Source organism: Nocardia yunnanensis (assembly GCF_003626895.1).
GTDB classification, from domain to species: domain Bacteria; phylum Actinomycetota; class Actinomycetes; order Mycobacteriales; family Mycobacteriaceae; genus Nocardia; species Nocardia yunnanensis.
The window spans coordinates 3,324,817-3,348,564 of record NZ_CP032568.1; the positions used below are offsets into that span (position 1 = coordinate 3,324,817).

The 23,748-nt window shown below is 69.3% G+C and carries 21 protein-coding genes; 6 read left to right on the forward strand and 15 right to left on the reverse strand.

The window, feature by feature from the left end; translation table 11 throughout:
* Positions 1 to 7: 7 nt before the first annotated feature.
* Positions 8 to 553 (reverse strand): PH domain-containing protein, encoded by a 546-nt coding sequence (locus D7D52_RS15405; RefSeq protein ID WP_120737116.1) that lies wholly within the window; start codon positions 551 to 553, stop codon positions 8 to 10.
* Between the two features lie 157 nt (positions 554 to 710).
* On the opposite strand from D7D52_RS15405, the gene D7D52_RS15410 reads away from it, so the two are divergent.
* Both D7D52_RS15410 and D7D52_RS15415 read left to right on the forward strand, forming a co-directional pair.
* Positions 711 to 1,664 (forward strand): acyl-ACP desaturase, encoded by a 954-nt coding sequence (locus D7D52_RS15410; protein WP_120737118.1) that lies wholly within the window; start codon positions 711 to 713, stop codon positions 1,662 to 1,664.
* Positions 1,665 to 1,780: 116 nt separating this feature from the next.
* Positions 1,781 to 3,274, forward strand: a complete 1,494-nt coding sequence (locus D7D52_RS15415; RefSeq protein WP_120737120.1) for a serine/threonine-protein kinase — start codon at positions 1,781 to 1,783, stop codon at positions 3,272 to 3,274.
* 30 nt (positions 3,275 to 3,304) lie between these two features.
* Here the strand turns inward: D7D52_RS15415 and D7D52_RS15420 are convergent, their stop codons facing one another.
* From D7D52_RS15420 to D7D52_RS15440, 6 genes are all read right to left on the reverse strand, one after another.
* Positions 3,305 to 4,105, reverse strand: a complete 801-nt coding sequence (locus D7D52_RS15420) for a biotin--[acetyl-CoA-carboxylase] ligase (protein WP_120737122.1) — start codon at positions 4,103 to 4,105, stop codon at positions 3,305 to 3,307.
* A gap of 131 nt (positions 4,106 to 4,236) precedes the next feature.
* Positions 4,237 to 4,467, reverse strand: coding sequence for a hypothetical protein (locus tag D7D52_RS37760; RefSeq protein ID WP_162958327.1), 231 nt, complete (start codon positions 4,465 to 4,467; stop codon positions 4,237 to 4,239).
* A 159-nt stretch (positions 4,468 to 4,626) separates the two neighbouring features.
* The gene (locus D7D52_RS15425) at positions 4,627 to 4,971 is read right to left on the reverse strand and encodes a hypothetical protein (protein ID WP_120737125.1); all 345 of its coding nucleotides are present in this window, start codon (positions 4,969 to 4,971) and stop codon (positions 4,627 to 4,629) included.
* Positions 4,971 to 5,411, reverse strand: coding sequence for a DUF1707 SHOCT-like domain-containing protein (locus D7D52_RS15430; RefSeq protein ID WP_120737126.1), 441 nt, complete (start codon positions 5,409 to 5,411; stop codon positions 4,971 to 4,973). Before D7D52_RS15430 ends, D7D52_RS15425 begins: the two co-directional genes overlap by 1 nt.
* A gap of 70 nt (positions 5,412 to 5,481) precedes the next feature.
* Positions 5,482 to 7,281, reverse strand: coding sequence for an ATP-binding protein (locus D7D52_RS15435; RefSeq protein ID WP_120737128.1), 1,800 nt, complete (start codon positions 7,279 to 7,281; stop codon positions 5,482 to 5,484).
* Positions 7,282 to 7,480: 199 nt separating this feature from the next.
* The gene (locus D7D52_RS15440) at positions 7,481 to 8,380 is read right to left on the reverse strand and encodes a sulfurtransferase (protein ID WP_120744137.1); all 900 of its coding nucleotides are present in this window, start codon (positions 8,378 to 8,380) and stop codon (positions 7,481 to 7,483) included.
* 165 nt (positions 8,381 to 8,545) lie between these two features.
* Between D7D52_RS15440 and D7D52_RS15445 the strand changes: the two genes are divergently transcribed.
* Complete coding sequence (locus tag D7D52_RS15445) at positions 8,546 to 9,433, forward strand: helix-turn-helix transcriptional regulator (protein ID WP_120737130.1); 888 nt, start codon at positions 8,546 to 8,548, stop codon at positions 9,431 to 9,433.
* On the opposite strand, the gene D7D52_RS15450 is transcribed toward D7D52_RS15445, so the two are convergent.
* From D7D52_RS15450 to D7D52_RS15470, 5 genes are all read right to left on the reverse strand, one after another.
* Complete coding sequence (locus D7D52_RS15450; RefSeq protein ID WP_120737132.1) at positions 9,359 to 10,000, reverse strand: Maf family protein; 642 nt, start codon at positions 9,998 to 10,000, stop codon at positions 9,359 to 9,361. The two genes, D7D52_RS15445 and D7D52_RS15450, sit on opposite strands and share 75 nt — an antisense overlap.
* A 6-nt stretch (positions 10,001 to 10,006) precedes the next feature.
* Positions 10,007 to 10,324 (reverse strand): acyl-CoA carboxylase subunit epsilon, encoded by a 318-nt coding sequence (locus tag D7D52_RS15455; protein ID WP_120737134.1) that lies wholly within the window; start codon positions 10,322 to 10,324, stop codon positions 10,007 to 10,009.
* Positions 10,325 to 10,542: 218 nt separating this feature from the next.
* A complete protein-coding gene (locus tag D7D52_RS15460) occupies positions 10,543 to 12,180 on the reverse strand; it encodes an acyl-CoA carboxylase subunit beta (RefSeq protein ID WP_120737136.1) in 1,638 nt (545 codons plus the stop codon).
* A 290-nt stretch (positions 12,181 to 12,470) separates the two neighbouring features.
* A complete protein-coding gene (gene lat / locus D7D52_RS15465) occupies positions 12,471 to 13,811 on the reverse strand; it encodes an L-lysine 6-transaminase (protein ID WP_120737139.1) in 1,341 nt (446 codons plus the stop codon).
* Positions 13,812 to 13,902: 91 nt separating this feature from the next.
* A complete protein-coding gene (locus tag D7D52_RS15470) occupies positions 13,903 to 14,355 on the reverse strand; it encodes an Lrp/AsnC family transcriptional regulator (protein WP_120737141.1) in 453 nt (150 codons plus the stop codon).
* A 58-nt stretch (positions 14,356 to 14,413) separates the two neighbouring features.
* Between D7D52_RS15470 and amaB the strand changes: the two genes are divergently transcribed.
* On the forward strand, positions 14,414 to 15,943 hold the full coding sequence (gene amaB, locus D7D52_RS15475) for an L-piperidine-6-carboxylate dehydrogenase (protein WP_120737142.1): 1,530 nt from the start codon (positions 14,414 to 14,416) through the stop codon (positions 15,941 to 15,943).
* Here amaB and D7D52_RS15480 read toward each other — a convergent pair whose 3' ends face one another.
* Together D7D52_RS15480 and D7D52_RS15485 are read right to left on the reverse strand one after the other, a co-directional pair.
* Positions 15,944 to 16,789 (reverse strand): SDR family oxidoreductase, encoded by an 846-nt coding sequence (locus D7D52_RS15480; protein ID WP_120737144.1) that lies wholly within the window; start codon positions 16,787 to 16,789, stop codon positions 15,944 to 15,946.
* Positions 16,786 to 17,745: a patatin-like phospholipase family protein gene (locus D7D52_RS15485; RefSeq protein WP_120737146.1), complete on the reverse strand. Its 960-nt coding sequence runs from the start codon at positions 17,743 to 17,745 to the stop codon at positions 16,786 to 16,788. The genes D7D52_RS15480 and D7D52_RS15485 overlap by 4 nt, the downstream gene beginning before the upstream one ends.
* Positions 17,746 to 17,813: 68 nt before the next feature.
* Between D7D52_RS15485 and D7D52_RS15490 the strand changes: the two genes are divergently transcribed.
* On the forward strand, positions 17,814 to 18,470 hold the full coding sequence (locus D7D52_RS15490) for a TetR/AcrR family transcriptional regulator (RefSeq protein ID WP_120737148.1): 657 nt from the start codon (positions 17,814 to 17,816) through the stop codon (positions 18,468 to 18,470).
* Here D7D52_RS15490 and D7D52_RS15495 read toward each other — a convergent pair.
* On the reverse strand, positions 18,418 to 18,960 hold the full coding sequence (locus D7D52_RS15495) for a histidine phosphatase family protein (protein WP_162958328.1): 543 nt from the start codon (positions 18,958 to 18,960) through the stop codon (positions 18,418 to 18,420). The two genes, D7D52_RS15490 and D7D52_RS15495, sit on opposite strands and share 53 nt — an antisense overlap.
* Positions 18,961 to 19,113: 153 nt before the next feature.
* Between D7D52_RS15495 and D7D52_RS15500 the strand changes: the two genes are divergently transcribed.
* Positions 19,114 to 23,742 carry an ATP-dependent helicase gene (locus tag D7D52_RS15500; protein WP_120737152.1) on the forward strand — a complete coding sequence of 1,543 codons (4,629 nt, stop codon included), beginning with the start codon at positions 19,114 to 19,116 and terminating at the stop codon, positions 23,740 to 23,742.
* Positions 23,743 to 23,748 lie beyond the last annotated feature (6 nt).

Sequence of the window (23,748 nt, forward strand, 5' to 3'; positions counted from 1 at the left end):
CACCAGACTACGGGTTGACCCCGGCGGATCCGTAGCAGCCGCCGCCGTTCGGATTGTTCTGCACCACATCGAAGACCTGGTGATACAGCATCGCGTGCACCTTCTGCACATGCGGGATGTCGTCGTACTCCAGCGGATCCTCCGACGACGAGCCGATGATCAGGGTGCCGGTGCCCAGCATGCGGTCGAACAGGCGATGGCGGAACTGCACATTCGAGATCCGGTTCATGGGAATGTCGATACCGGTGTGGGTGAGCACGCCCTGCCGGATCAGCACGCGCCGATCGGTCACGATGAAATGCGTCGACTTCCACCGGATGAGCGGAGCGACGCTGCGCCACAGCACGATCGCGGCCCACACCACCAGAATGCCGATCAGCAAACCGGTCTGCAGGGTGCCGGCGGTATTGTGCATGCTCACCCCCAGGCCGAATCCGGCCAATGCGGTGATCAGGATGAAAGTCACAGCGGGCCAGAACAACATCTTCCAATGCGGATGACGATGCAGCAGCAGCACCTCTTCGGGCGCTAGCGCTTCCTCCGGATAACCCATGCCGAAACCCTATCTCGGGTATGTCCCCGAATGCCTCACGCGCGACTGGACGCCGGGGCACAATCGTGCGGTTCACGCTTGTTCCGAGCAAGACCCTTTCAGGATCTACCAGACCTTTCAGGCTCTACCCGGTGTGTGTATGACACAGGAGGCGTGTGTGACCCGAGAGTTGACGCAGTATCAGATTCTTCGCGAGCTCGAACCCGTGGCGGAGGCCAACCTGAATCGCCATCTGTCGATGGCCAAGGAGTGGCATCCGCACGATTACGTGCCGTGGGAGCAGGGCCGCAATTTCGCGGCGATGGGCGGCGAGGACTGGGATCCCTCGCAGTCGCGATTGAGCGAGGTCGCCAAGATCGCGATGGTGACCAACCTGCTCACCGAGGACAATCTGCCCAGCTACCACCGCGAGATCGCCGAGAACTTCTCCCAGGACGGCGCGTGGGGCACCTGGGTGGGCCGGTGGACGGCCGAGGAGAACCGGCACGGCATCGTGATTCGCGACTATCTGGTGGTGACCCGCGGCGTGGATCCCGTGGCGCTGGAACAGGCGCGCATGATTCACATGACCAATGGCGTGCAGTCCCCGGAGAATTGGGGCGGCTTTCTGGAGAATGTCGCCTATGTGACGTTCCAGGAATTGGCGACCCGGGTCTCGCACCGCAATACCGGCCGGGTGTGCGACGACCCGATCGCCGATCGCATGCTGCAGCGCATCGCCGCCGACGAGAACCTGCACATGATCTTCTACCGCACCCTGTGCGGAGCCGGCCTGGATCTGGTGCCCGATCAGGCGCTGGAGGCGATCACCAAGGTGCTCACGCATTTCGTGATGCCCGGCCACGGGATGCCCAACTTCCGCCGCAACGGGGTCATCATGGCCAAGCACGGCATCTACGATCTGCGCCAGCATCTGGAGGACGTCGTCGCGCCGGTGCTCAAGAACTGGAATGTGTTCGAGCGCAACGACTTCGGTCCGCGCGGGGAGCGGGCGCGCGAGGAGCTGGCCGCCTATCTGGAGCGGCTGACCCAGGACGTCGCGAAGTTCGAGGAGCAGCGCGACCGCATGCTCGCCCGCGAAGCCGCGCGCCGCGAACTGCAAACGGTCTGAGCACGACGCACCAGCCGGGCCCGGGCCGAAACCCGCAGAAAACCAAACCCGCATGAACACTGTGCCCGATCCGGGGTAGTCGATATGGGACGACTCCCGGTACGAAAGGGCTTCCCATGGGGGACAGGCGATTCGGCCCCTACCGACTCGAGAACCTGCTGGGCAACGGCGGTACCGGTCAGGTGTGGCGGGCCCACGACACCCGCACCGACCGCACCGTCGCGCTGAAACTGCTGGCCCGCGAGCTCGCCGCCGACGACACCTTCCGGCAGCGTTTCCAGCGCGAGGCGCGGCTGGCCGCACGGCTGCGCGAACCACACGTGGTGCCCATCCACACCTTCGGTGAGCAGGATGGGCAGCTGTTCATCGACATGGCCTACGTCGAGGGCTCCGACCTGGGCAAGCTACTGCGCAACGACGGGCGGCTGCCCCCGGCGACCGCGGTCGACGTCGTCACGCAGATCGCCGCCGCCCTCGACGAGGCGCACAAACGCGGCCTGGTGCACCGGGATGTCAAGCCCGCCAACATCATCGTGATGCCCAGCGGATTCGCGTATCTCATCGACTTCGGCACCGTCCAGCAGATCGGGCAGAGCACGCTCACCGGCGCGAGCCTGATCATCGGCACCCCCGGATACATGGCGCCCGAACGGTTCACCGGCAGCGCCGACTGCCGCTCCGACATCTACTCGCTGGGCTGCGTGCTCTACGAAACCCTCACCGGCCGAAGGCCCTTCCCCGAACCCGACGCGGTCGGGCAGATGCACGCGCACCTGCACACCGATCCGCCGCATGTCACCGACTGCGATCCGAGCTTCCCCGCCGAACTCGACGACGTCATCGTCCGCGCCCTCGCCAAGGATCCGGCACAGCGCTTCGAGACGGCGGGCGAGTTCGCCGCCGCGGCCCACGTCGCGCTCACCCGCGCCGCGGCGTCTGCCACCGCGCCGGTGCCGGTGATACCGGCCACCCGGACGCTCACCGAGACCGTCGCGCCGGTGGATGCCGCAGCCGATGGGTCTCTCGGCGCTGGGCCCGCGGCGGTGGTCATGCCGCTCCGGCCGGGCGGCGGCGGGGCCGAATCCCCGCGCGCACCGGTGTTTCCACGTCGTTTCGCGGCGGCGGTCGCCCTCGCGGCGCTGCTCGTCGGAGGCGGGTCGGGTTGGGCGGTCTGGCAATCCGATCGGCATTCGCCGCCGGCTCCGGCGCCGTCGCAGCAGCCCGTGGCGCCGGTGGCGACCTCGACGCCCGCGCCGATCACCACCGCGGCGCCCCGGCAGTCCACGGGCGGAGCGACCTCGTACGTCAAACCGCCACCGGCCCCGCGACTTTCGGCCAGCCCGTCGCCCGAGCCTTCGGCGGAGTCGTCCGAACTCCCGCCGCCGGCCTCGACGGCGGCGCCCGCGCCCCAGAACTCCGCGGTGCTGCCGCCCACCTCCGCGGCGCTGCCACCGCAGGCGACGGCCGCTCCGACCACCACCGCTCTGCCGTTCCCCGTTCCCGAAGGCTTCACGCCACCGGGCGCCGCGCTCCCCCGCGCCGACAAACCGGATGTGAAGAGCGAATCCGAGACCGGCGAGCCGGGCACGCCGACCCAGCCGCCGCCGTAGTCCCGGGTCGGTACCCGGCGTAGTCCCGGGTCAGTACTCGGCGCGCAGGTGGGTCACATCGCCCGCGGAGACGGCGCGCGCGCCGATGAGCAGGCGGCCGTTCGCGTCCACGCCGGTGGCGGTGCCGGTGATCACCTCACCGCCCGGCAATTCGGCGCGGACCTCGCTGCCGATGGTGGAGCAGCGCTCCCGGTAGGCGGCCGCGAGCTCCGCGACATCCCAGCCCGCGGCCTCCCACGCGGTGAAACGCCGCGCGAACTCCCGCAGCATGGCGAGCACCAGGGCGGTGCGATCCGGTTCCTCGACCCCGCACAGCAGCAGCGAAGTGGCATGCGGCACCGGCAGTTCCGGCTCAGTGAGGCTCACGTTCAGGCCGACGCCGACCACCACGGCCGGATCGCTTCCGGTGGCGGCGATCTCGGCGAGTATGCCCGCCAGCTTGCGGCCCTCCACCAGAACGTCGTTGGGCCACTTCAGGATTGCCTTCACCCCCGTCGCGGCGCGCACCGCGTCCACCACCGCGACACCGGTCAGCAGCGGCAGCCAGCCCAGCACCGCCGGATCGATGCCCCGCACCCGCACCAGCAGCGACAGGGCGATCTGGGCGCGCGGCGGGCCCACCCAGCGCCGATCGTGGCGGCCCCGGCCGCGATCCTGCGACTCCGCGATCAACACCAGCCGATCGGCGGCGGGATCCGCGGCGCGCGCGACCAGATCCGCATTGGTCGACCCGGTCGACTCGACCACCTCGACGGCCGAGAAGAATCTCAGCCCCGCGTCGTCGTTCACACTGCGGGCCAGCACATCGGCATCCAGGGGCAACCTCTCCATGCGCAGGAACGCTACTCCCCCGCGCCGGGGCCGCGGCTCGCCACCTGAGACACGGCGAAGGGGCGGGTCCGGATTCGGACCCGCCCCTCGAGTGCGTTCCCGCGGTCCCGGCACGGGCCGCGGTCCGGACGTCAGTGGACGCCGGGCAGGGCGTGCAGCATGTCGGCGAGGGCGTCGAACAGTCCCGCGAGTGCGTCCTCGGAGATCTCCTCGCCCGGACGGTTCGGCCCGTTCATGCCGTCGTCGTCGGTGGTCTCGGTGTACTCCGGATCGGTCACCGTGGGTTCGGGTTCCCGAGTCCGCCAGTCGACGGGCGACGACGCCGCCGCCCGTTTCGCTACGTGTTCACTCCAGCTCCACATAACCGCCTCCCCTGGTCGTCGGTTTCGGATGCGACTCCAGGGTCTCCCAGACGGGGCGCGGGCACGACTCATTTTTCCCGCGTGCGAGCCATTCCTGCTGGCAGAGGCGGGTTTACGAGATTCGATCGGTTATCCGGACCGGACCACTCCGGCGCCGGTTCACGCGTCGATCGGTTCGAGGCCGAGGGCACCGGCGGTGAAGCGGCGCACGGTGACCAGGCTGTCCGCCAACGCCTCGGCGTATCCGTCACGCGCCCAGCCGGTCACGGTGGCGGTGCCGTCGGCATGCGGCTGGACGCCGATCTCGGCGACCAGTTCGGCCGTGGTGGGCACGCACACGGCCCACGAGAAGTGGCTCTCCGCCGCCCATTCGGCGGTGCGCCGCGCCACGTAGCCGGGATCGGTGATGCCGCCGTCGGCCAGCGCGGGGCGGTCGTCGATGCGCTCGTCGGCCCGCAGCGCGCGCAGATACCAACTGCCCGCATTGATTTCGATGGGTTCCATCAGTCCTCCGAACCCCGGTCCAGTCGGCGCTGCCGCTTGCGGTCACGCTTCTCGAGGCGCACCCGGCGCTGCTGCCGCTCGCGGCTGCTCTCCCCGAACAGCAGCGCACCGGCCAGCGGTATCAGCAGGAACACCCACCACTGGTGCGTGACGAAGAACAGGATCACCGCGAGGATCGGAATCACGGGCATCACGCGCTCGGGCCAATGCGTGCCGAAGCGCGACTCCCGTTGCGCCGCAACGGGCTTCTCGGCGACCGGCTCCGGCAGATCGGTGAAGACCCGATCCAGATCGCCGCGCGTCAGCGCCTGGGCCACGACCCCGCTGCGCTCGTCGAATTCGGCCACGCTCAGCCGTCCGGCCGCGAAATGGTCCGACAGCCGCCGCATCGCGTCCTCACGCTCGGCGGTACCGATACGGATCTCGGGTGGTTCAGCCATGCCACGACATTAGCGCGAAGGGCCGCCCACCTCGCAGGTGAGCGGCCCTTCCCGAATTGCCTTGGCTGACTTACTTGATCTCGGCCAGCACGGTGCCCTGGGTGATGGCGGCACCGGCCTCCACCGCGAGACCGGTGATGACGCCGGCCTTGTGGGCGGTGACCGGGTTCTCCATCTTCATGGCCTCGAGCACCACGACCAGATCCCCGGCTTCGACGGTCTGGCCCTCTTCCACGGCCACCTTCACCACGGTGCCCTGCATCGGGGCGGTCACCGCGTCACCGGAGGCCGCGCCGCCGCCCGCGCCACCGCGCTTGCGCGGCTTGGGCTTCTTGCGCACCACACCCGCGCCGTTACCGGCCGGAGCGGCCGCGGCGCCCACCGAGAACTGGCCCGGCAGCGACACTTCCAGCCGACGACCGCCGACCTCGACGACCACCTTCTGGCGCGGCGCCTCGTCCTCGTCCTCGATCGGCTGGCCGCCGGTGTAGGGCTGGATCGGGTTGTCCCACTCGTTCTCGATCCACTTGGTGTAGACGTCGAACTTGGTGCCGTCACCGATGAACGCCGGGTTCTCCACGATGTGGCGGTGGAACGGCAGGACCGTGGCCAGGCCCTCGATCTCGTACTCGGCCAGCGCGCGGGCGGCACGCTGCAGCGCCTGCTCGCGGTTCTCGCCGGTGACGATCAGCTTGGCCAGCATGGAGTCGAACTGGCCGCCGATCACGCTGCCCGCGACCACGCCGGAATCCACGCGCACACCCGGACCGGTGGGCTCCTTGTACACGGTGACCGGGCCCGGCGCGGGCAGGAAGCCGCGGCCGGCGTCCTCACCGTTGATGCGGAACTCGAAGGAGTGCCCGCGCGGCGTCGGATCTTCCTTGATCGACAGCTCGTGGCCCTCGGCGATGCGGAACTGCTGACGCACCAGGTCGATTCCCGCGGTCTCCTCGGTGACCGGGTGTTCGACCTGCAGACGCGTGTTCACCTCGAGGAACGACACGGTCTCGCCCTGCACCAGGTACTCCACGGTGCCGGCGCCGTAGTAGCCGGCCTCCCGGCAGATCGCCTTGGCCGAGGCGTGAATCTTGGCGCGCACCTCGTCGGAGAGGAACGGGGCCGGAGCCTCTTCCACCAGCTTCTGGAAGCGACGCTGCAGCGAGCAGTCACGAGTGCCGGCGACCACGACATTGCCGTGCTTGTCGGCGATGACCTGCGCCTCGACGTGGCGGGCCTTGTCCAGGTACTGCTCCACGAAGCACTCACCGCGACCGAAGGCCGCGATCGCCTCACGGGTGGCGGACTCGAACAGCTCCGGGATCTCCTCGATGGTGTGCGCGACCTTCATGCCGCGACCGCCACCACCGAACGCGGCCTTGATGGCCACCGGCACGCCGAACTCCTTGGCGAACGCGACGACCTCGTCGGCGTTCTTGACCGGATCCTTGGTGCCCGCGGCCATCGGCGCCTTGGCGCGCTCGGCGATGTGGCGGGCGGTGACCTTGTCACCCAGATCGCGAATCGACTGCGGGGAGGGACCGATCCAGATCAGCCCGGCATCCAGCACCGCCTGCGCGAAATCGGCGTTCTCGGAAAGGAAACCGTAACCGGGGTGGATCGCGTCCGCGCCGGCCTTGGCGGCGGCGTCGAGAATCTTGTCGAACACCAGGTACGACTCGGCGGAGGTCTGGCCGCCCAGCGCGAACGCCTCGTCGGCGAGCTTCACGAACGGCGCATCCGCGTCCGGCTCGGCGTACACGGCGACGCTGGTGATCCCGGCGTCCTTGGCAGCCCGGATCACGCGCACGGCGATCTCGCCTCGGTTGGCTACGAGGACCTTCGTGATCTGCGCGTTGGCATGGTTGGGCACTGAGCCTCCTGTGCTCTGGATACTTTCGTCAGTCGGGATTGTAGGCATCGTGCCAACAATCACCGCACGGGGATAGGGCTACTGAACAGTAGGCCCGAAGAGTGAGCAATGCGACCCCCGGGACCACTTTTCTAGAACCTGTTCTACCAGATTCTCACCGAACCCTCCCCCGATGAATCACTGGAAGGGGGCTCGAGCGTTACGAGCTTGCCACTTTCGGCGGAACCGTGCCCGGTTGATCCCCGATCGCGATAGGGGCGCCGACCGCATTGGCCCACTCGGTCCAGGAGCCGTCGTAGTTGCGGACACCGTACACACCCAGCAGGTACGTCAGGACGAACCAGGTCAGCGCCGAACGCTCGCCGATGCGCGAGTAGACCAGGGGCGCCACGCCGTCCGCGACAGCGCCGTAGATGACATCCAGTTCCGCCCGCGGGCGGAAGCGCGCGTCCGCGCCGACCGAGGAGGTCCACGGGATGGCGACCGCGGTGGGAATGTGCCCGGCGCGCAGCGCCTGCTCCTCGGGGCGGTCGAGCACGACCAGTTCGCCGGTGTACTCCTCGAACGCGCGCGCGTCGATGAGCGGGCCGCCCAGATGCGCGACCACGTCGTCGCGGAAGGCCCGCGCGGTCTTGTCGTCGCGATCGAGCACCGGGTATTCGCCGAGCCCGGCCGCGGGCACCTCGAACGTGGTGTCGCGGGCCTCGGAGATCCAGGCGTCCCGGCCGCCGTCCAGCAGGCGCACGTCCTCGTGTCCGAAGAGGGAGAACACCCACAGGGTGGCGGCCGCGGTGCCATTGGATTTATCGCCGTAGATGACCACGGTGTCATCGCGCTCGATGCCCTTGAGCCGCATAAGGTTGGCGAAGGTCGCGCCGTCGACGACATCGCGCGTACGAGAATCGATCAGTTCGGAACGCCAGTCGATCTTGATGGCACCCGGGACATGGCCGATGTCGTATAGCAATATGTCCTCGTTGGACTCGACGATCTTGAGTCCGGGCGTGCCGATGTTTGCCGATAGCCACTCTGTGGTTACTAGTCGGTGAGGATGTGCGTAGGAGCCGAACGATTGATGCGGATCCGGAGCGACGGGCACGGTGTGGTCCTTCACGCGTGGTGGGTTAGGTATTGGCGGTTCGAATCTCGACACCGATCGTAGGCATGTGGTGGTTGCGAAACTCGTTTCAGATCACGAATCGGATGATTGAGCGAATTAAGCGCAGCTTCATCCGATAAAGTCTCTCGAGAGGAGGGGTGAGCTATGTCCGATTCTTGGCCGCGACGGCGACTGCTTGCGATCCTACGTGGCGCCAGCGAGCCTCTCGACGCCCAGGAACTGGCGCGCGTCACCGGTCAGCATGTGACCACGGTCCGTTTCCATTTGGATGTCCTCACCCGGGAATCGCTGGTCCGGCAATTTCAGCAGCCGCCGCGCGGCCGCGGCCGCCCCCGCATCGGCTACACCGCGGTACAGCGATCGGTCGGTTATCAGGAATTGGCGCAGGTGCTGGCCGATCAGCTCGGCAGCGACCCGCGCCGGCGCTCCGAAGCCGCCATCTCGGCCGGGCGGGTGTGGGGTTCGAAGCTCGAGGCGGTGGATCAGCCCGTCGAATCGCTCGAGGACGCCAAGGACCTCACCGTCACCCTGATGTCGGAACTGGGCTTCGCCCCCGAACGCGACCATGCCAGCGAGACCGAGGAATCGGCGCTCATCCGCATGACCGCCTGCCCGCTGCGCGAACTGGCCCGCACCCACTCCGAGGTGGTGTGCGGCGTGCACCTGGGACTCATGCGGGAAGTGCTGGACCGCAACGGCGGTCGCGACGCGGTGAACGTGCGCCTGCACCCGTTCGTCGAACCCGAACTGTGCGTGGCGCGCCTGGAACTGCTGCGGGGCCGGGCGGGCGAGGCCATGCGCGAAAGCGGCGAGGCCCGGCGCGAAAGCGACGAGGCCGCCCATGAAGCCGGCGCCGACACGCGGGAGGGCGAACAGCCCGCCGCGGCCGGCGAACCCCGATTAGCGCCCTCGCCCGGCCGGATCGCGCCGCAGCTGCGCACGACCACCGAGCCCCAATTACGAAGCGCGAGCGACCCACAGCTGCGCAATGCCGACGCCCACCTCGGCAAGCAGTCGACGAACCAGTGGTAGCCCGATACCGATCACGCTCGACGGATCACCGTCGATCTTGTCCACGAACCAGCCGCCCAGCCCGTCCAGGGTGAAGGAACCGGCGACCTGCAGCGGCTCCCCCGTCGCGATGTAGGCGTCGAGTTCGTCCGGCTCGGGTTTGGCGAAATGCACTGTGGTGGAACTGCAGTCGGCGGCCTCGGCGACGATCTCGCCGACGCGCAGCCGCAGCACGCTGTGCCCGGTGAGCAGATCCGCACTGCGCCCGGCCATCTCGGCCCAGCGAGCGCGCGCCACCTCGGGAGTCAAAGGTTTGCCCTGGAGGACCCCGTCCACCAGCAGCATCGAATCACAGCCGACCACAACGGAATCGGCGAACGCGGGATCGGCGGCGAGCTGTCCGGCGATCTCCCGGGCCTTGGCCCGGGCCAGCTCCACGACCACCCCGTCCGGCGGGGTGCCCGCCGGCAGCGCCGCGGCGACGGCGTCCTCGTCCACGTGGGACACCCGCACGACCGGCTCGACGCCCGCATTGCGCAGGACGCCGAGCCGGGCGGGAGATTGCGATGCCAGTACGAAGACGGTCACAGGCCGTCAGTCGCGCAGGTGCGAGAGCGCCGGGAACGCGTAGGGCGAGAAGGGTGAGGAGCCGCGGTGCAGCAGGGTCGGGCGACCCCAGTGGTCGGCCGGGCGGTTGTCGGCCGGGGCGGCGGCGCCGTTCGCCGACGCGGCGGCGATCACGGCGACCAGGGCGGCGAGCTCGAGATCGGTCGGGTTGCCCTTCAGGACCCGGACGACCGGCCCGGTACTCGACGGTTCGACCTCGGCGACGGCCGTTTCGAGGGAGCTCGCCAAATCATCGACACCGGCTAGATCCAGTTCGGCGGCGCGCAGTACTTCTTCATCGGCCATGGTCGTCACAGCGCCAGTCCTCCTGTCCGTTCGCCGCAGGGGTGTGCGGCGCGTTCGCGGCCCGATATGTGTTCGTTGGATCGCGAACGGTATTCGTTACAACCCTCGCCAGCGAGGGTCATTCCACAAACATCTTTGCTCGGATGAGGCGATCGTGCGCGGTACGAGTCACTTGTCCTGATGGTCAGTGTGCGCCCCATACCGCGCATATCGCATCTTCAGAGCGGAATGTTGCCGTGCTTCTTCGGCGGCAGCGACACCATCTTGCGCTCGAGCAGCCGCAGCGCCGACACGATCTGGCCGCGGGTGTGCGAGGGCGGGATGACCGCGTCGACGTAGCCGCGCTCGGCCGCCACGTACGGGTTGACGAGGGTGTCCTCGTACTCGTTCTGCAGCTCGAGGCGCAGGGCGTCGACGTCGTTGCCCTCGGCGGCGGCCTGCTGCAGCTGCTTGCGGTAGACGAAACCGACCGCTCCGGACGCGCCCATGACCGCGATCTGCGCGGTCGGCCACGCCAGGTTCACATCCGCGCCCATGTGCTTGGAACCCATGACGTCGTAGGCGCCGCCGTAGGCCTTGCGGGTGATGATGGTGATTTTGCCCACAGTGGCCTCGCCGTAGGCGTAGAGCAGCTTCGCGCCGCGGCGAATGATGCCGTTGTATTCCTGGCCGGTGCCGGGCAGGAAGCCGGGCACGTCGACCAGGGTGATGATCGGGACGTTGAAGGCGTCGCAGGTGCGCACGAAGCGCGCGGCCTTCTCCGAGGCGTCGATGTCCAGGCAGCCCGCGAACTGCGAGGGCTGGTTGGCCACGAAACCGACGCTGCGGCCGTCGATGCGGGCGAAGCCGACGATCACGTTCATCGCGCGCTCGGCCTGGACCTCGAGGAACTCCTCGTCGTCCACCAGGCGCTTGATGACCTCGTGCATGTCGTAGGGCTGGTTCGGCGAGTCCGGGACGATGGTGTCCAGCTCGAGGTCGGCCTCGGTGAGGTTCTCCTCGATGGCACCCGCGGCGGCGGTGGCCGGGAAGCGCGGGGCCTCGGCGCGGTTGTTGCTGGGCAGGTAGCTCAGCAGGTCGCGGACGTAGTCCAGCGCGTCCTGCTCACCGGACGCAACGTAGTGCGCCACACCGGATTTCACCATGTGGGTGTGGGCGCCGCCCAGCTCCTCCATGGTGACCTCTTCACCGGTGACGGTCTTGATCACGTCGGGTCCGGTGACGAACATCTGCGAGGTCTGGTCGACCATGACCACGAAGTCGGTCAGCGCGGGCGAGTACACGTGGCCGCCCGCGGCCGGGCCCATGATCAGCGAGATCTGCGGGATCACGCCGGAGGCCTGGATATTGCGGTGGAAGATCTCGCCGTAGAGGCCCAGGGAGACGACGCCCTCCTGGATGCGCGCGCCCGCGCCCTCGTTGATGCCGATCAGCGGACGACCGGTCTTGAGCGCCAGGTCCATCACCTTGACGATCTTCTCGCCGTACACCTCGCCCAGCGAACCGCCGAAGACGGTGACGTCCTGCGAGAAGATGCAGACGTCGCGGCCGTCGATGGTGCCGTAGCCGGTGACCACGCCGTCGCCGAGCGGACGCTGGTTCTCCAGGCCGAAATTCACGCTGCGGTGCCGCGCCAGGGCGTCGAGTTCGACGAAGGAGCCCTCGTCCAGCAGGGCGAGGATGCGCTCGCGCGCGGTCATCTTGCCCTTGGCGTGGACCTTGTCGATCGCGGCCTCACCCATCGGGTGCTGGGCCTCTTCCAGCCGATTGCGCAGGTCAGCCAGTTTGCCGGCGGTGGTGTGGATATCAGGGGCGCCCGCCGACCCCGGCGAAGGCTGCTGCTGGACACTCGTCATGACGGGGAGTGTAACCAGTACCAGACCTGCTTCGTAATCCAGACGGGGCTACTCATCAGTATGGTTATTGACTACCCGCCAGTAAAAACGCGCAGGTAGAGCCCCGAATTCGGGAAAACCGCAGGCGCAACCCGAACAATGTTCAATAGCAGAATCGCCCAGTCATCCCGGCCCGGTTTTCGTGCGGTTCCACAGTGACAGCTCCGGCGAAATCAGCCGGTTTCGGACGAATCGGCCCGATACCACCCCGCGCCGGGCGGGGTGATATCGGACTCGTCCGGGGCGGCGGTTCAGGGCAGGACGCGCTCGAGCGCGTCCACCGCCTCGTCCAGTTCGGTCTGGGTGACCGTCAGGGGCGGGCGGAAACGAATGCCGCGCTCCCCCGTGCCGAGGATCAGCACGTGCTCCTGCTCGCGCAGCCGGGTCACCACCTCGTCGCGTAGGTGCGGGGTCGCCAGGGTGATGGCGCACATGAGCCCGCGGCCGCGTGGATCGGTGACTTCCGCGTGGGTTACCGACAATTCGGTCAAACGCTGGAGCAGGTAGGGGCCGAGTTCGGCGGCGCGCGCCACCAGATCCTCGTGCTCCATCACCTCGAAAACCCGCCGGGCGCGGACCATGTCGGCGAGATTGCCGCCCCAGGTGGAGTTCAGCCGGGAGCTGACCCGGAAGACGTTGTCGGGCACCTCGTCCACCCGCCCGCCGGCCATGATCCCGCACACCTGGGTCTTCTTGCCGAAGGCGACCACGTCGGGTTCGAGGCCGAGCTGCTGGTAGGCCCAGGTGCTGCCGGTCATGCCGACGCCGGTCTGCACCTCGTCGAGGATGAACAGGGCGTCGTTGGCATGGCAGAGCTCCTGCACGGCGCGCAGAAATTCCGGCCGCAGATGCCGGTCGCCGCCCTCGCCCTGAATCGGCTCGGCAATGAAACACGCTATGTCGTGCGGGTTTTCGGCGAAGGCGCGGCGCGCCTGGTCAAGGGCGTGCGCCTCGGCGGCCTCGATGTCGGGATGGTCGGGCCCGAGGTAGGGAGTGTCGATGCGCGGCCAGTCGAATTTGGGGAAGCGGGCGGTCTTGACCGGATCGGTGTTGGTGAGTGAGAGCGTGTAGCCGGTGCGGCCGTGGAAGGCGCCGGTCAGGTGCAGCACCTTGGTGCCGAGTTCCGGTGCGCGCCCGTGCATCTCGTTGTGGCGCGACTTCCAGTCGAAGGCCGCCTTCAACGCGTTCTCCACGGCGAGCCCGCCGCCGTCGATGAAGAACAGATGCGGCAGCCGCGGATCGCCCAGCACCCGCGCGAAAGTGTCGACGAAGCGCGCCATTTCGACGGTGTAGACGTCGGAGTTGCTGGGTTTGTTCAGCGCCGCCGCGGACAGGTTGGCCAGGAAGTGCTTGTCGCCCAGCAGGGCTGGATGGTTCATTCCCAGTGCGCTGGAGGCGAAGAAGCCGAACATGTCCAGATACGCGGTGCCGTCGCGGGCGTCCACCAGTCGCCGACCGTGTGATTCGCGCAGGTCGAGGACTAGGTCGAAGCCGTCGGCGAGAATGTTCGCGGACAGGATCTCATGCACCCGGGCGGGGGTGACCAGTGTCGTTTCGGCAGCCGCCCCGAGCCGATCTAGTTCGAGGGTCACGCTCCACAGCGTAAATGAATTTTTACGGCCACGCCCGAGAGTTCCGGAAGTATTACGTCCGTAACCGTGTCGTCACCCGAATGTATGCGGTCTACTTGTCATAGAATGTCTGCAGGATGATGGTGCTGCGGGTGCGCACGTTGGCCGTCGCGCGAATCTCCTGCAGCAGTTGTTCGAGATGCCGCGGCGAGGCGACTCGCACCATCAGCATGTAGCTCTCGTCCCCGGCCACCGAATGGCAGGCCTCGATGCCGGGAATGTGCTGCAGCAGAGCGGGAGCGTCGTCGGGTTGTGACGGGTCGAGAGGAGTGATGGCGACGAATGCCGACAGCATCTGCCCCAGCGCTTCGGGATCCACATTGGCGGTGTAGCCGCGAATCACGCCCCGCGCCTCCAGTCGCCGCACCCGTGATTGCACGGCGGACACCGAAAGGTTCGCCTTCTCCGCCAGATTCGACAGGGTGGCGCGGCCATCGGCGATCAGCTCACGGATCAGCAGTCGATCGATGTCGTCGAGTTGGGGTTTCGCCGGTGTATCCGCCATCAGCGAAGGCTAACGCAGCGAACCGAACTCGGTGTCGGAACCCAACCTGGAGCATGTAATGAGTCACGCACTGACCGACCTGGCCATCAGTGAGCTCCGTGAGCTCGCGGCGAACGTGCTGCGACGCCTCGGCGTCGAACCGCCCGAACCGGGTGAACTCACGGCGCGCACCCCCATCACGGGCGGTGAACTGCTCACCCTGCGCGCCAGCACGACCGCGGAGGTGGACGCCGCCATCGCCCGCGCCGACACCGCCTTCCGCGCCTGGCGGACGGTGCCCGCGCCGCAGCGGGCGGCGGTGGTGCGGCGGCTGTCGGCGCTGCTCACCGAGCATCTCGACGATCTCGGCGAACTGGTCACGCTGGAGGCGGGCAAGATCGGCCCGGAGGCGCGCGGCGAGGTCCAGGAGATGATCGACGTCTGCGAGTTCGCCATCGGGCTCTCGCGGCAGCTGTACGGCCGGACCATGCCCTCGGAGCGGCCCGGGCACCGGTTGATGGAGACCTGGCATCCGCTCGGCGTGGTGGGCGTGATCTCGGCGTTCAACTTCCCGGTCGCGGTGTGGGCGTGGAACACCGCGATCGCGCTGGTGTGCGGGGACACCGTGGTGTGGAAGCCGTCGGAGACGACTCCGCTGACGGCGCTGGCCTGTCACGGCCTGCTGCGGCGCGCGGCCCGGGACGTGGGCGCGGATCCCGAAGTGCACCAGTTGATTCAGGGTGCGGCGGCGGTCGGCGAACAGCTGGTGGACGATGCGCGGGTGGCGCTGGTGAGCGCCACCGGATCGGTGCGCATGGGGCAGCTGGTCGCGCCGCGGGTGGCCGCGCGCTTCGGGCGCTGCCTGCTGGAACTCGGGGGCAACAACGCCGCCATCGTCACCCCGTCGGCGGATCTGGAATTGGCCACGCGCGGAATCGTTTTCGCGGCGGCGGGCACCGCCGGGCAGCGCTGCACGACGCTGCGGCGGCTGATCGCGCACGCGGATGTGGCGGAGCCGCTGCTGGATCGAATTTCGTCCGCGTATCGGCAACTGCGGGTGGGTAACCCGCTCGAGGAGGGCGTTCTCGTCGGGCCGCTCGTCGACGCGCGGGCCTACGACGGCATGCGGGCGGCGCTGGATCGGGCGCTGACCGACGGCGGCGAAGTGGTCTGCGGTGGCGAGCGCATTGAGGGGCCGGACGAGAACGCCTTCTACGTCCGGCCGGCCGTGGTGCGCATGCCCGCGCAGACCGCGGTGGTGCGGGAGGAGACCTTCGCGCCGATCCTCTACGTACTCACCTATCACGACCTGGAAGAGGCCATCGAGCTGCACAACGCGGTGCCGCAAGGGCTTTCGTCGTCGATCTTCACTCAGAACCAGCGCGAGGCGGAACGGTTCCTGGCCGCCGACGGCTCGGACTGCGGCATCGCCAATGTGAACATCGGCACCTCGGGGGCCGAGATCGGCGGCGCGTTCGGCGGCGAGAAGCAGACGGGCGGCGGCCGGGAATCCGGCTCGGATTCCTGGAAGGCGTACATGCGCCGGGCCACCAACACCGTCAACTACTCCACCGAACTGCCGCTGGCACAGGGCATTCGGTTCGAGTGATCAGTCCTCGGCGGTGATCGCGCGCACCTGCGCCTCGTAGGCGGCGCGCACCTGCGCGTCGGCGGGGTGCAGGGCGCGGTCGCCGTTGACCAGCTTGCGCACCAGGCGCAAGGCGGGTTCGGGCGCGGCCGCGAAGGCGATGTCGATGGGGCCCAGGTAGTTCGGGACCGCGACCTCGCCGCGCCGGCTGCGCACGGTGCCGAGGATGGCCGCCGCGACGTCCTCGGGGTCGACGGTCGGCATGCCGCCGCCCAGCGAGAGCCCCGAGGACAGGCGGGTGCGCACGGCCGAGGGCATGACGCAGCTGACGCTGACCCCGTGCGGCGCGAACTCCAAACGCGTTGCGGCGGACAGGCCGACAGCGGCGAATTTGCTGGCGTTGTAGACGGCGAGCCCGGCGACCGGGATCTTGCCCGCCAGCGATGCGACGTTCACGACGTGCCCGCGGCCGCGGTCGATCATGCCGGGCACGACCGCGCGCATACCGTGGATGAGCCCCCACACATTGACGTCGATGGTGGTGTGCCCCACCGCGTCCGGCTCGTCGAGGAAGGCGCCCGCGGGCATGACGCCCGCATTGTTCACCAGGATGTCGACGCCGCCGAGGTCGGCGATCGCCTTGTCCCACTGCGCGCGATCGCGCACGTCCAGCTCGACGGCGCCGGCGCCCAGCGCGGCCGCGGCGGCCTGGGCGGCCGCGATGTCCACGTCGGCGATGGTGACCTGCGCGCCCTTGCTCGCGAACAGTTCGGCCGTGCACTGCCCGATGCCGCGGCCCGCGCCGGTGATCAGCACCCGAGCCCCGTCGAGATCGATTGCGGGATAGTTGTTTCCGAAGATGCTCACGCGAATTCTCCCTGTTCGATGCGGCGGCGGGTGCTGGCCAGGCTGTGTTCGAAGGTGGCGAGACGGCGACGGCCGTCCATGAAGTTGGGTCCCATGACAGCGAGATCCGCGGCCGTGGCGTCGACGCGCAGCACCTTGACACCGTTTGCCCGCAGCAGGGCGATCTCGGCATCGAGCTTCTCGCTCATGCGGTTTCGCAGCTGGCGTTCCAGGAAGTGACCCGCGCCGGTGGCGGGCAGGCGGCCGCTGGAGGCCATCGGCGCGAGCACCACGACCTCGTCGAGCCCGGCGGGAAGGAGCAGATCGACCGAGGCGGTGGAGGCCGCGCCGCCGTCGACGAAACGGCGTCCCGCGATCTCCACGGGCGGAAACCAGCCGGGGACGGCCCATGAGGCCCGCAGCGCCGCACCGAGTTTCGCGTCGGGTGCGGACGGCGCGCCGAAGGGCACCCGTTCGCCGGTGGCATTGTCCATGGCCACCAGCCAGGTGGCCGGGTGCGGCACCCAGTCGCGGCCGGGGTTGAGCCGCTCCGCCAATCGTTCGAGCCAGGCCGGGTCGCCGCTCCCCTGTGGCAGCAGCCCGCTGCCCGCGGTGAGCAGGGCGTGGCCGTTTCCGGGGCGGCCCAGCAGTTCTCGCGCCGCGCGGGCGGGGGCGAGCAGCCTGGGACGCGGCAGCGGCGGGAAGCGTCCGGGTTCCGCGCGCAGGTGGTCGGCGAGGATCGGGTTCGTGGACTTGCCCAGCTGCATATCGACCAGTTCGTCCACGCCGATGCCGCTGCCGAGCATGGTGAGCGCTTCCGCGCCGGCCGAGGTGCCGATCATGACGTCGGCGGTGCGCGGATCCCAGTCCAGTACGTCACGCGCCGCGGCCAGCGCGGCGACGATCCAGGCCATGCCGACGGTGCCGCCGCACCCGATGGCCAGGCCACGTCGCTGTGACCCGTTCCTGTTACTCATGGTTTCGAACACTAGCAGTATCGGCATACCCGCGGTATCCCAAATCTTCCCGTACATAGAATCACCGCATGGCACGACTCACCAGGCCCGAGAGCCAGGCCCGCACCCGCGCGGACCTCCTCGCCACCGCGCACGCGATGTTCCTGCGGGACGGTTACGCCAAGACCAGCCTGGAGCGGGTCGCCGAGGAGGCCGGGTACTCCAAGGGCGCGGTCTACTCCAATTTCAAGACCAAATCCGCGCTCTGCCTCGAGGTGCTCGAGCTCATCCACGAGACCAAGTTCGCCGAGTTGAGCGAGCTGCTCGGCGGCGCGGACACCCTCGACGCACGCCTGGCCGGTTTTCAGGACTGGGCCGAGCGCACCCTCGGCGACGTCGGCTGGACGCTGCTGGAATTCGAGTTCGCCATCGTCGCCCGCGACGATCCGGACCTGCAGGCCGCGATCACCTCGAATCTGGGCATGATGCGGGGCGCGGCGGCCGCGCAATTGCAGGCGCTGGCCGACTCCCTGGGGGTGGTCCTGCCGATGTCGGCCGCGGATTCGGCCACCACGATCCTGAGTCTCGGTCTGGGCCTTGGCATTCAGCGGGCGGTCGATCCCGGCATCTCGGCGGGACTGATCACCGACGCGGTGCGGGCCATGCTCGCCGCGGCGCAGCCGATCGGCGAGGTCAGCGAAAGTGCAGGGTCCACTCGCCGCGATAGTGCAGCCGGGTCACGCTGACCGGCGGAACGTCGATGCGCCAGAACGATTTCGCGGGCGCTTCCAGCGCGACCAGCAGGGCCGCGCGCACGACGGCCGGATGGGTGATGGCGATGGTGGGCTCGCCCTCGTGGGCGATGTCGGCGAGCCATTCCGCGGTCCGCTCGATCACGTCGACCACCGCCTCGCCGCCGTGGCCGCGATAGCTCGGATCGGTGAGCCAGAGGTAGAGGTCCTCCTTCGGCACGGACATGAGTTCGCCGCCGCGCCAAGCGCCCGCGTCCAGGTCGCGTAATCGGTCGTCCTCGTCGCCGGTGAGGCCCATCAGGGTGGCGGTCTCGACGGCGCGGCGTTCCGGTGCGGTGACGACCCGGCCGGCGTTCAAGCGGCCGCAGGCGCTGACCGCGCGGCGGCCGGATTCGGTGAGCGGTTCGTCCACCGGAAATCGTGCTTTGCGCATCGCCTCGGTCATGCCGTGACTGACAAGGTCGAGTCGGAGCACCTTCTGCACGGACGGAAGCCTACGCGCGGGGACCAGGGGCGTAAGACGATTGCCCGGTCTTCGCTGCCCCCGGCGAACCCGGAAATCGGACATGCCGGGGGAACCTCGCGATCGGGGGCCGGTTGGCCGGGGTTGTCGGTGGGCGGGTGCAGACTGGGGACCATGGATCGGTTCTCGCCCGCCACCAGGGAGTGGTTCGACGGCGCTTTTCCCGCGCCGACGGCCGCGCAGCTGGGGGCGTGGGACTCGATCGCGGCCGGGCAGCACACGCTGGTGATCGCGCCCACCGGCTCGGGCAAGACGCTGTCGGCCTTCCTGTGGGCGATCGACCGGCTGGCCACCCGGGAGCCGGAACCGGGACCGCGCAAGACGTCCGTGCTGTACATCTCACCGCTCAAGGCGCTGGCGGTGGACGTGGAGCGGAATCTGCGCGCCCCGCTGGTGGGGATCACACAGACGGCCAAGCGGCTGGGGGTGGACGCGCCGGAGATTCGGGTGGGGGTGCGCTCGGGTGACACCAGCGCGGCGGAGCGGCGCGGTATGCAGCGCACGCCGCCCGACATTCTGATCACCACGCCGGAATCGCTGTTCCTCATGCTGACCTCGGCCGCCCGGGAGTCGCTGAGCGCGGTGCACACGGTGATCGTGGACGAGGTGCACGCCATCGCCGGGTCCAAACGCGGTGCGCACCTGTCGCTTTCGCTGGCGCGACTGGACCTGCTGCGCGGGGACGCGCCGCCCGCGCAGCGCATCGGCCTGTCGGCGACGGTGCGGCCGCCGGCGGAAGTGGGACGGTTCCTGGTGGGCGGCGCGCCCATCACCATCGTGGCGCCGCCCGCGCCCAAGACCTTCGATCTGTCGGTGCGGGTGCCGGTCGCGGATATGACCGAACCCGATGCGGGCGGCGAGGATTCGGATCAGCCGGGCTCGATCTGGCCGCATGTGGACGAGGCCATCGTGGATCTGGTGCTCGAGCATCGGTCCTCGATCGTGTTCGCCAATTCGCGGCGGCTCTCCGAACGGCTCACCGCGCGGTTGAACGAGGCGTACGCGGCGCGCCTCGGGGAGGCGGTGGACACCGAGCACAAGCCGCCGGCGCAGCTGGGTGCGTCCACCGAGGTGATCCACGGGGCGACAACGCTGTTGGCGCGCGCGCATCACGGATCGGTGAGCAAGGAGCAGCGCGCGCTCATCGAGGACGATCTCAAGAGCGGGCGGCTGCGCTGCGTGGTCGCGACCAGCAGTCTCGAGCTCGGCATCGATATGGGCGCGGTGGAGTTGGTGGTGCAGGTGGAGGCCCCGCCCTCGGTGGCCTCCGGATTGCAGCGGGTCGGCCGCGCCGGGCACCAGGTGGGTGAGATCTCGCGCGGCGTCATCTTTCCCAAGCACCGCACCGACGTGATCCACTGCGCGGTGGCGTCCATGCGCATGACGGCCGGGCAGATCGAGGAACTGCGAATGCCCACGCATCCGCTCGACATTCTCGCCCAGCAGACGGTGGCCGCGTGCGCGCTGGAGCCCATCGACGCCGACGCCTGGTTCGAGACCGTGCGCGGCACGGGAAGCTATGCGGCGCTGCCCCGTTCGGCCTACGAGTCGGTGCTGGATCTGCTGGCCGGGCGCTACCCGTCCGACGAGTTCGCCGAGCTGCGCCCGCGCATCGTCTGGGATCGGGACGCGGGCACCCTCACCGGTCGTCCCGGCGCGCAGCGGCTGGCGGTCACCTCCGGCGGCGCGATTCCCGATCGCGGCCTGTTCCCGGTGTTCATGGTCGGCGAGAAGGCTTCCCGCGTCGGCGAACTCGACGAGGAGATGGTCTACGAATCCCGGGTCGGGGATGTGTTCGCACTCGGGGCGACCAGCTGGCGCATCGAGGAGATCACCTTCGACCGGGTGCTGGTGACGCCCGCGTTCGGGCTGCCCGGCCGGCTTCCGTTCTGGCACGGCGATTCCCTGGGCCGCCCGGCCGAACTGGGCACGGCGCTGGGCGAATTCGTGCGTCATGCCGGGCAGGAGCTGGAGAAGACCCGGAAGCCGCAGGGCTCCGAGGTCGAAACCGTCTCACTGCAAGGCGGTCTGGACGAGAACGCGACGGCGAACCTGGTGGCGCTGCTGGCCGAGCAGCGGGAGGCGACCGGGCAGTTGCCGACCGACAAGACGCTGCTGGTGGAGCGCTTCCGCGACGAGCTGGGCGACTGGCGCGTGGTGCTGCATTCGCCCTACGGGCTGCCGGTGCACGCGCCGTGGGCGCTGGCGGTGGCGGCCCGGCTGCGCGAGCGGTTCGGGGTGGACGCCGCGCCGACGCCGTCGGACGACGGCATCGTGGTGCGGCTGCCCGACACCACCGATGAGCCGCCCGGCGCGGAACTGTTCGTCTTCGACACCGACGAGATCGACGACCTGGTGACCGAACAGGTCGGCGGCTCGGCGCTTTTCGCGTCGCGGTTCCGTGAATGCGCGGCGCGGGCGCTGCTGCTGCCGCGCCGGGATCCGGGCAAGCGCGCCCCACTGTGGCAGCAGCGGCAGCGGGCGGCGCAGCTGCTGGATGTGGCGCGCAAGTTCCCGGAGTTCCCGATCCTGCTGGAGACGGTGCGCGAATGCCTGCAGGACGTGTACGACCTGCCGTCGCTGCGGGAGCTGCTGGGCCGGGTGGCGCGGCGGCAGATCCGGCTGGTGGAGGTGGAGACGGCCGCGCCGTCGCCGTTCGCCAATTCGCTGCTGTTCGACTACATCGGGCAGTTCATGTACGAGGGCGACAGCCCGCTGGCCGAGCGGCGGGCCGCGGCGCTGTCGCTGGATTCGAGCCTGCTGGCGGAGCTGCTGGGCCGGGTGGAGCTGCGCGAATTGCTGGACGCGGAGGTGCTCGCGCAGACCGAGCGGGAACTGCAGCGGCTCACGCCCGAGCGGCAGGCGCGCGATCTGGAGGGGCTGGCCGATCTGCTGCGGCTGCTCGGGCCGGTCACGGCCGCCGAGGCGAGCGAGCGGTGCGTGGACGATCCGCGGGAATGGTTCGCGGAGCTGGTGAAAGCGCATCGGGCGCTGGAGGTTTCGTTCGCGGGGTCGCGGTGGTGGGTGGCCATCGAGGACGCCTCGCGGCTGCGGGACGCGCTCGGGGTGCCGCTGCCGATCGGAGTACCGGCGGCGTTCATCGAACCGGTGGCCGATCCGCTGGGCGATCTGGTCGGCCGCTACGCGCGCACGCACGGGCCGTTCACGCTGACGGCCGTGGCGCAGCGGTTCGGGCTGGGGCCGGCCGTGGCCGCCGGTGCGCTGCATCGCCTGAGCATCGAGAAGCGGGTGGTGGAAGGCGAATTCACGCCCGGTTCGGCCGGTTCGGAATGGTGTGACAGCGAGGTGTTGCGCCGGCTGCGCCGCCGGTCGCTGGCCGCCGCCCGCAAGGAGGTCGAGCCGGTGGCGACCGCCGCGCTGGGCCGGTTCCTGCCGTCCTGGCAGCATGTCGGCACCCGGGAGCTGCGCGGGGTGGACGGGGTCGCGGCCGTGGTGGAACAGCTTGCGGGCGTGCCGATTCCGGCGTCGGCGTGGGAGTCGCTGATCCTGCCGCTGCGGGTGCGCGACTACTCCCCCGCCATGCTGGACGAACTCATGGCCACCGGTGAGGTGATCTGGTCGGGGCACGGGTCGATCACCGCCAAGGACGGCTGGATCGCCCTGCACCCGGCCGAGCAGGCGGGGCTGACGCTGCCGCCACCGGACGATATCGATCTCGGCGAGAACCACATCGCATTGCTGACGGCGTTGGGGGCCACCGTGATCGGCGGGACCGCCGCACCGGAGGGCACGTCAGCGGGTGAGACCAGCCTGCCCAAGGGCGAATACCAGGTGGTGGCCGGTACCACCGGCGGTGCGTACTTCTTCCGGCAGCTTTTCGACGGCGTCGCCTCGGACAGCGAGACCGCGGTGACCGCCGCGCTGTGGGATCTGGTGTGGGCCGGGCATGTCGGCGGCGACACCTTCGCCCCGGTGCGCGCCCTGCTGTCGGGCACCACCCGCACCACCACCGCGCATCGGACCCCGCGCCGGGCTCCGCGCGGGCGAATGTATCTGCCGCGCACCGGCGTTCCCGTCCGCACCAGTTCGCCCCAGGTGGCCGGGCGCTGGTCGCTGCTGCCGGAACGGGTGGCCGACAACACCGTGCGCGCACACGCCACCGCCGATGTGCTGCTGGAACGGTACGGGGTGCTGACGCGCGGTTCGGTGCAGAGCGAGGGCGTGCCCGGCGGTTTCGCGCTCATGTATCGGGTGCTCACCGAATTCGAGGATCGCGGTCGCTGCCGCCGTGGCTATTTCGTGGATTCGCTGGGCGGCGCGCAGTTCTCGACCACGGATGTGGTGGATCGCCTGCGCTCCTTCGACACCGACCGCCCGCGCGACTCGCTCGCGCACGATCCGGCCGGGGTCGCGGTGGCCCTGGCCGCGTGCGATCCCGCCAATCCCTATGGGGCGGCGCTGCCCTGGCCCAAGGCGGCCGCCGAAGGCGCGGGCCATCGGCCGGGACGAAAGGCGGGCGCGCTCGTGGTCCTGGTCGACGGCGACCTGGCGCTGTATCTGGAACGCGGCGGCAAAACGCTGCTCACCTTCACCGAGGATCCGGCCGCCCGCACCGCCGCGGCCGCCGCCCTGGCCGCCCTGGTGCGCGATCGCCGCGTCGACTCCCTGGTGATCGATCGGGTGAACGGAGAATCCGTGCACGGCAACACCTTCGCGGGTTTTCTCACCGAGGCCGGGTTCGCCGCCACCCCGAAGGGTTTCCGCCTGCGAGGCCATCCGTGAGCCGCC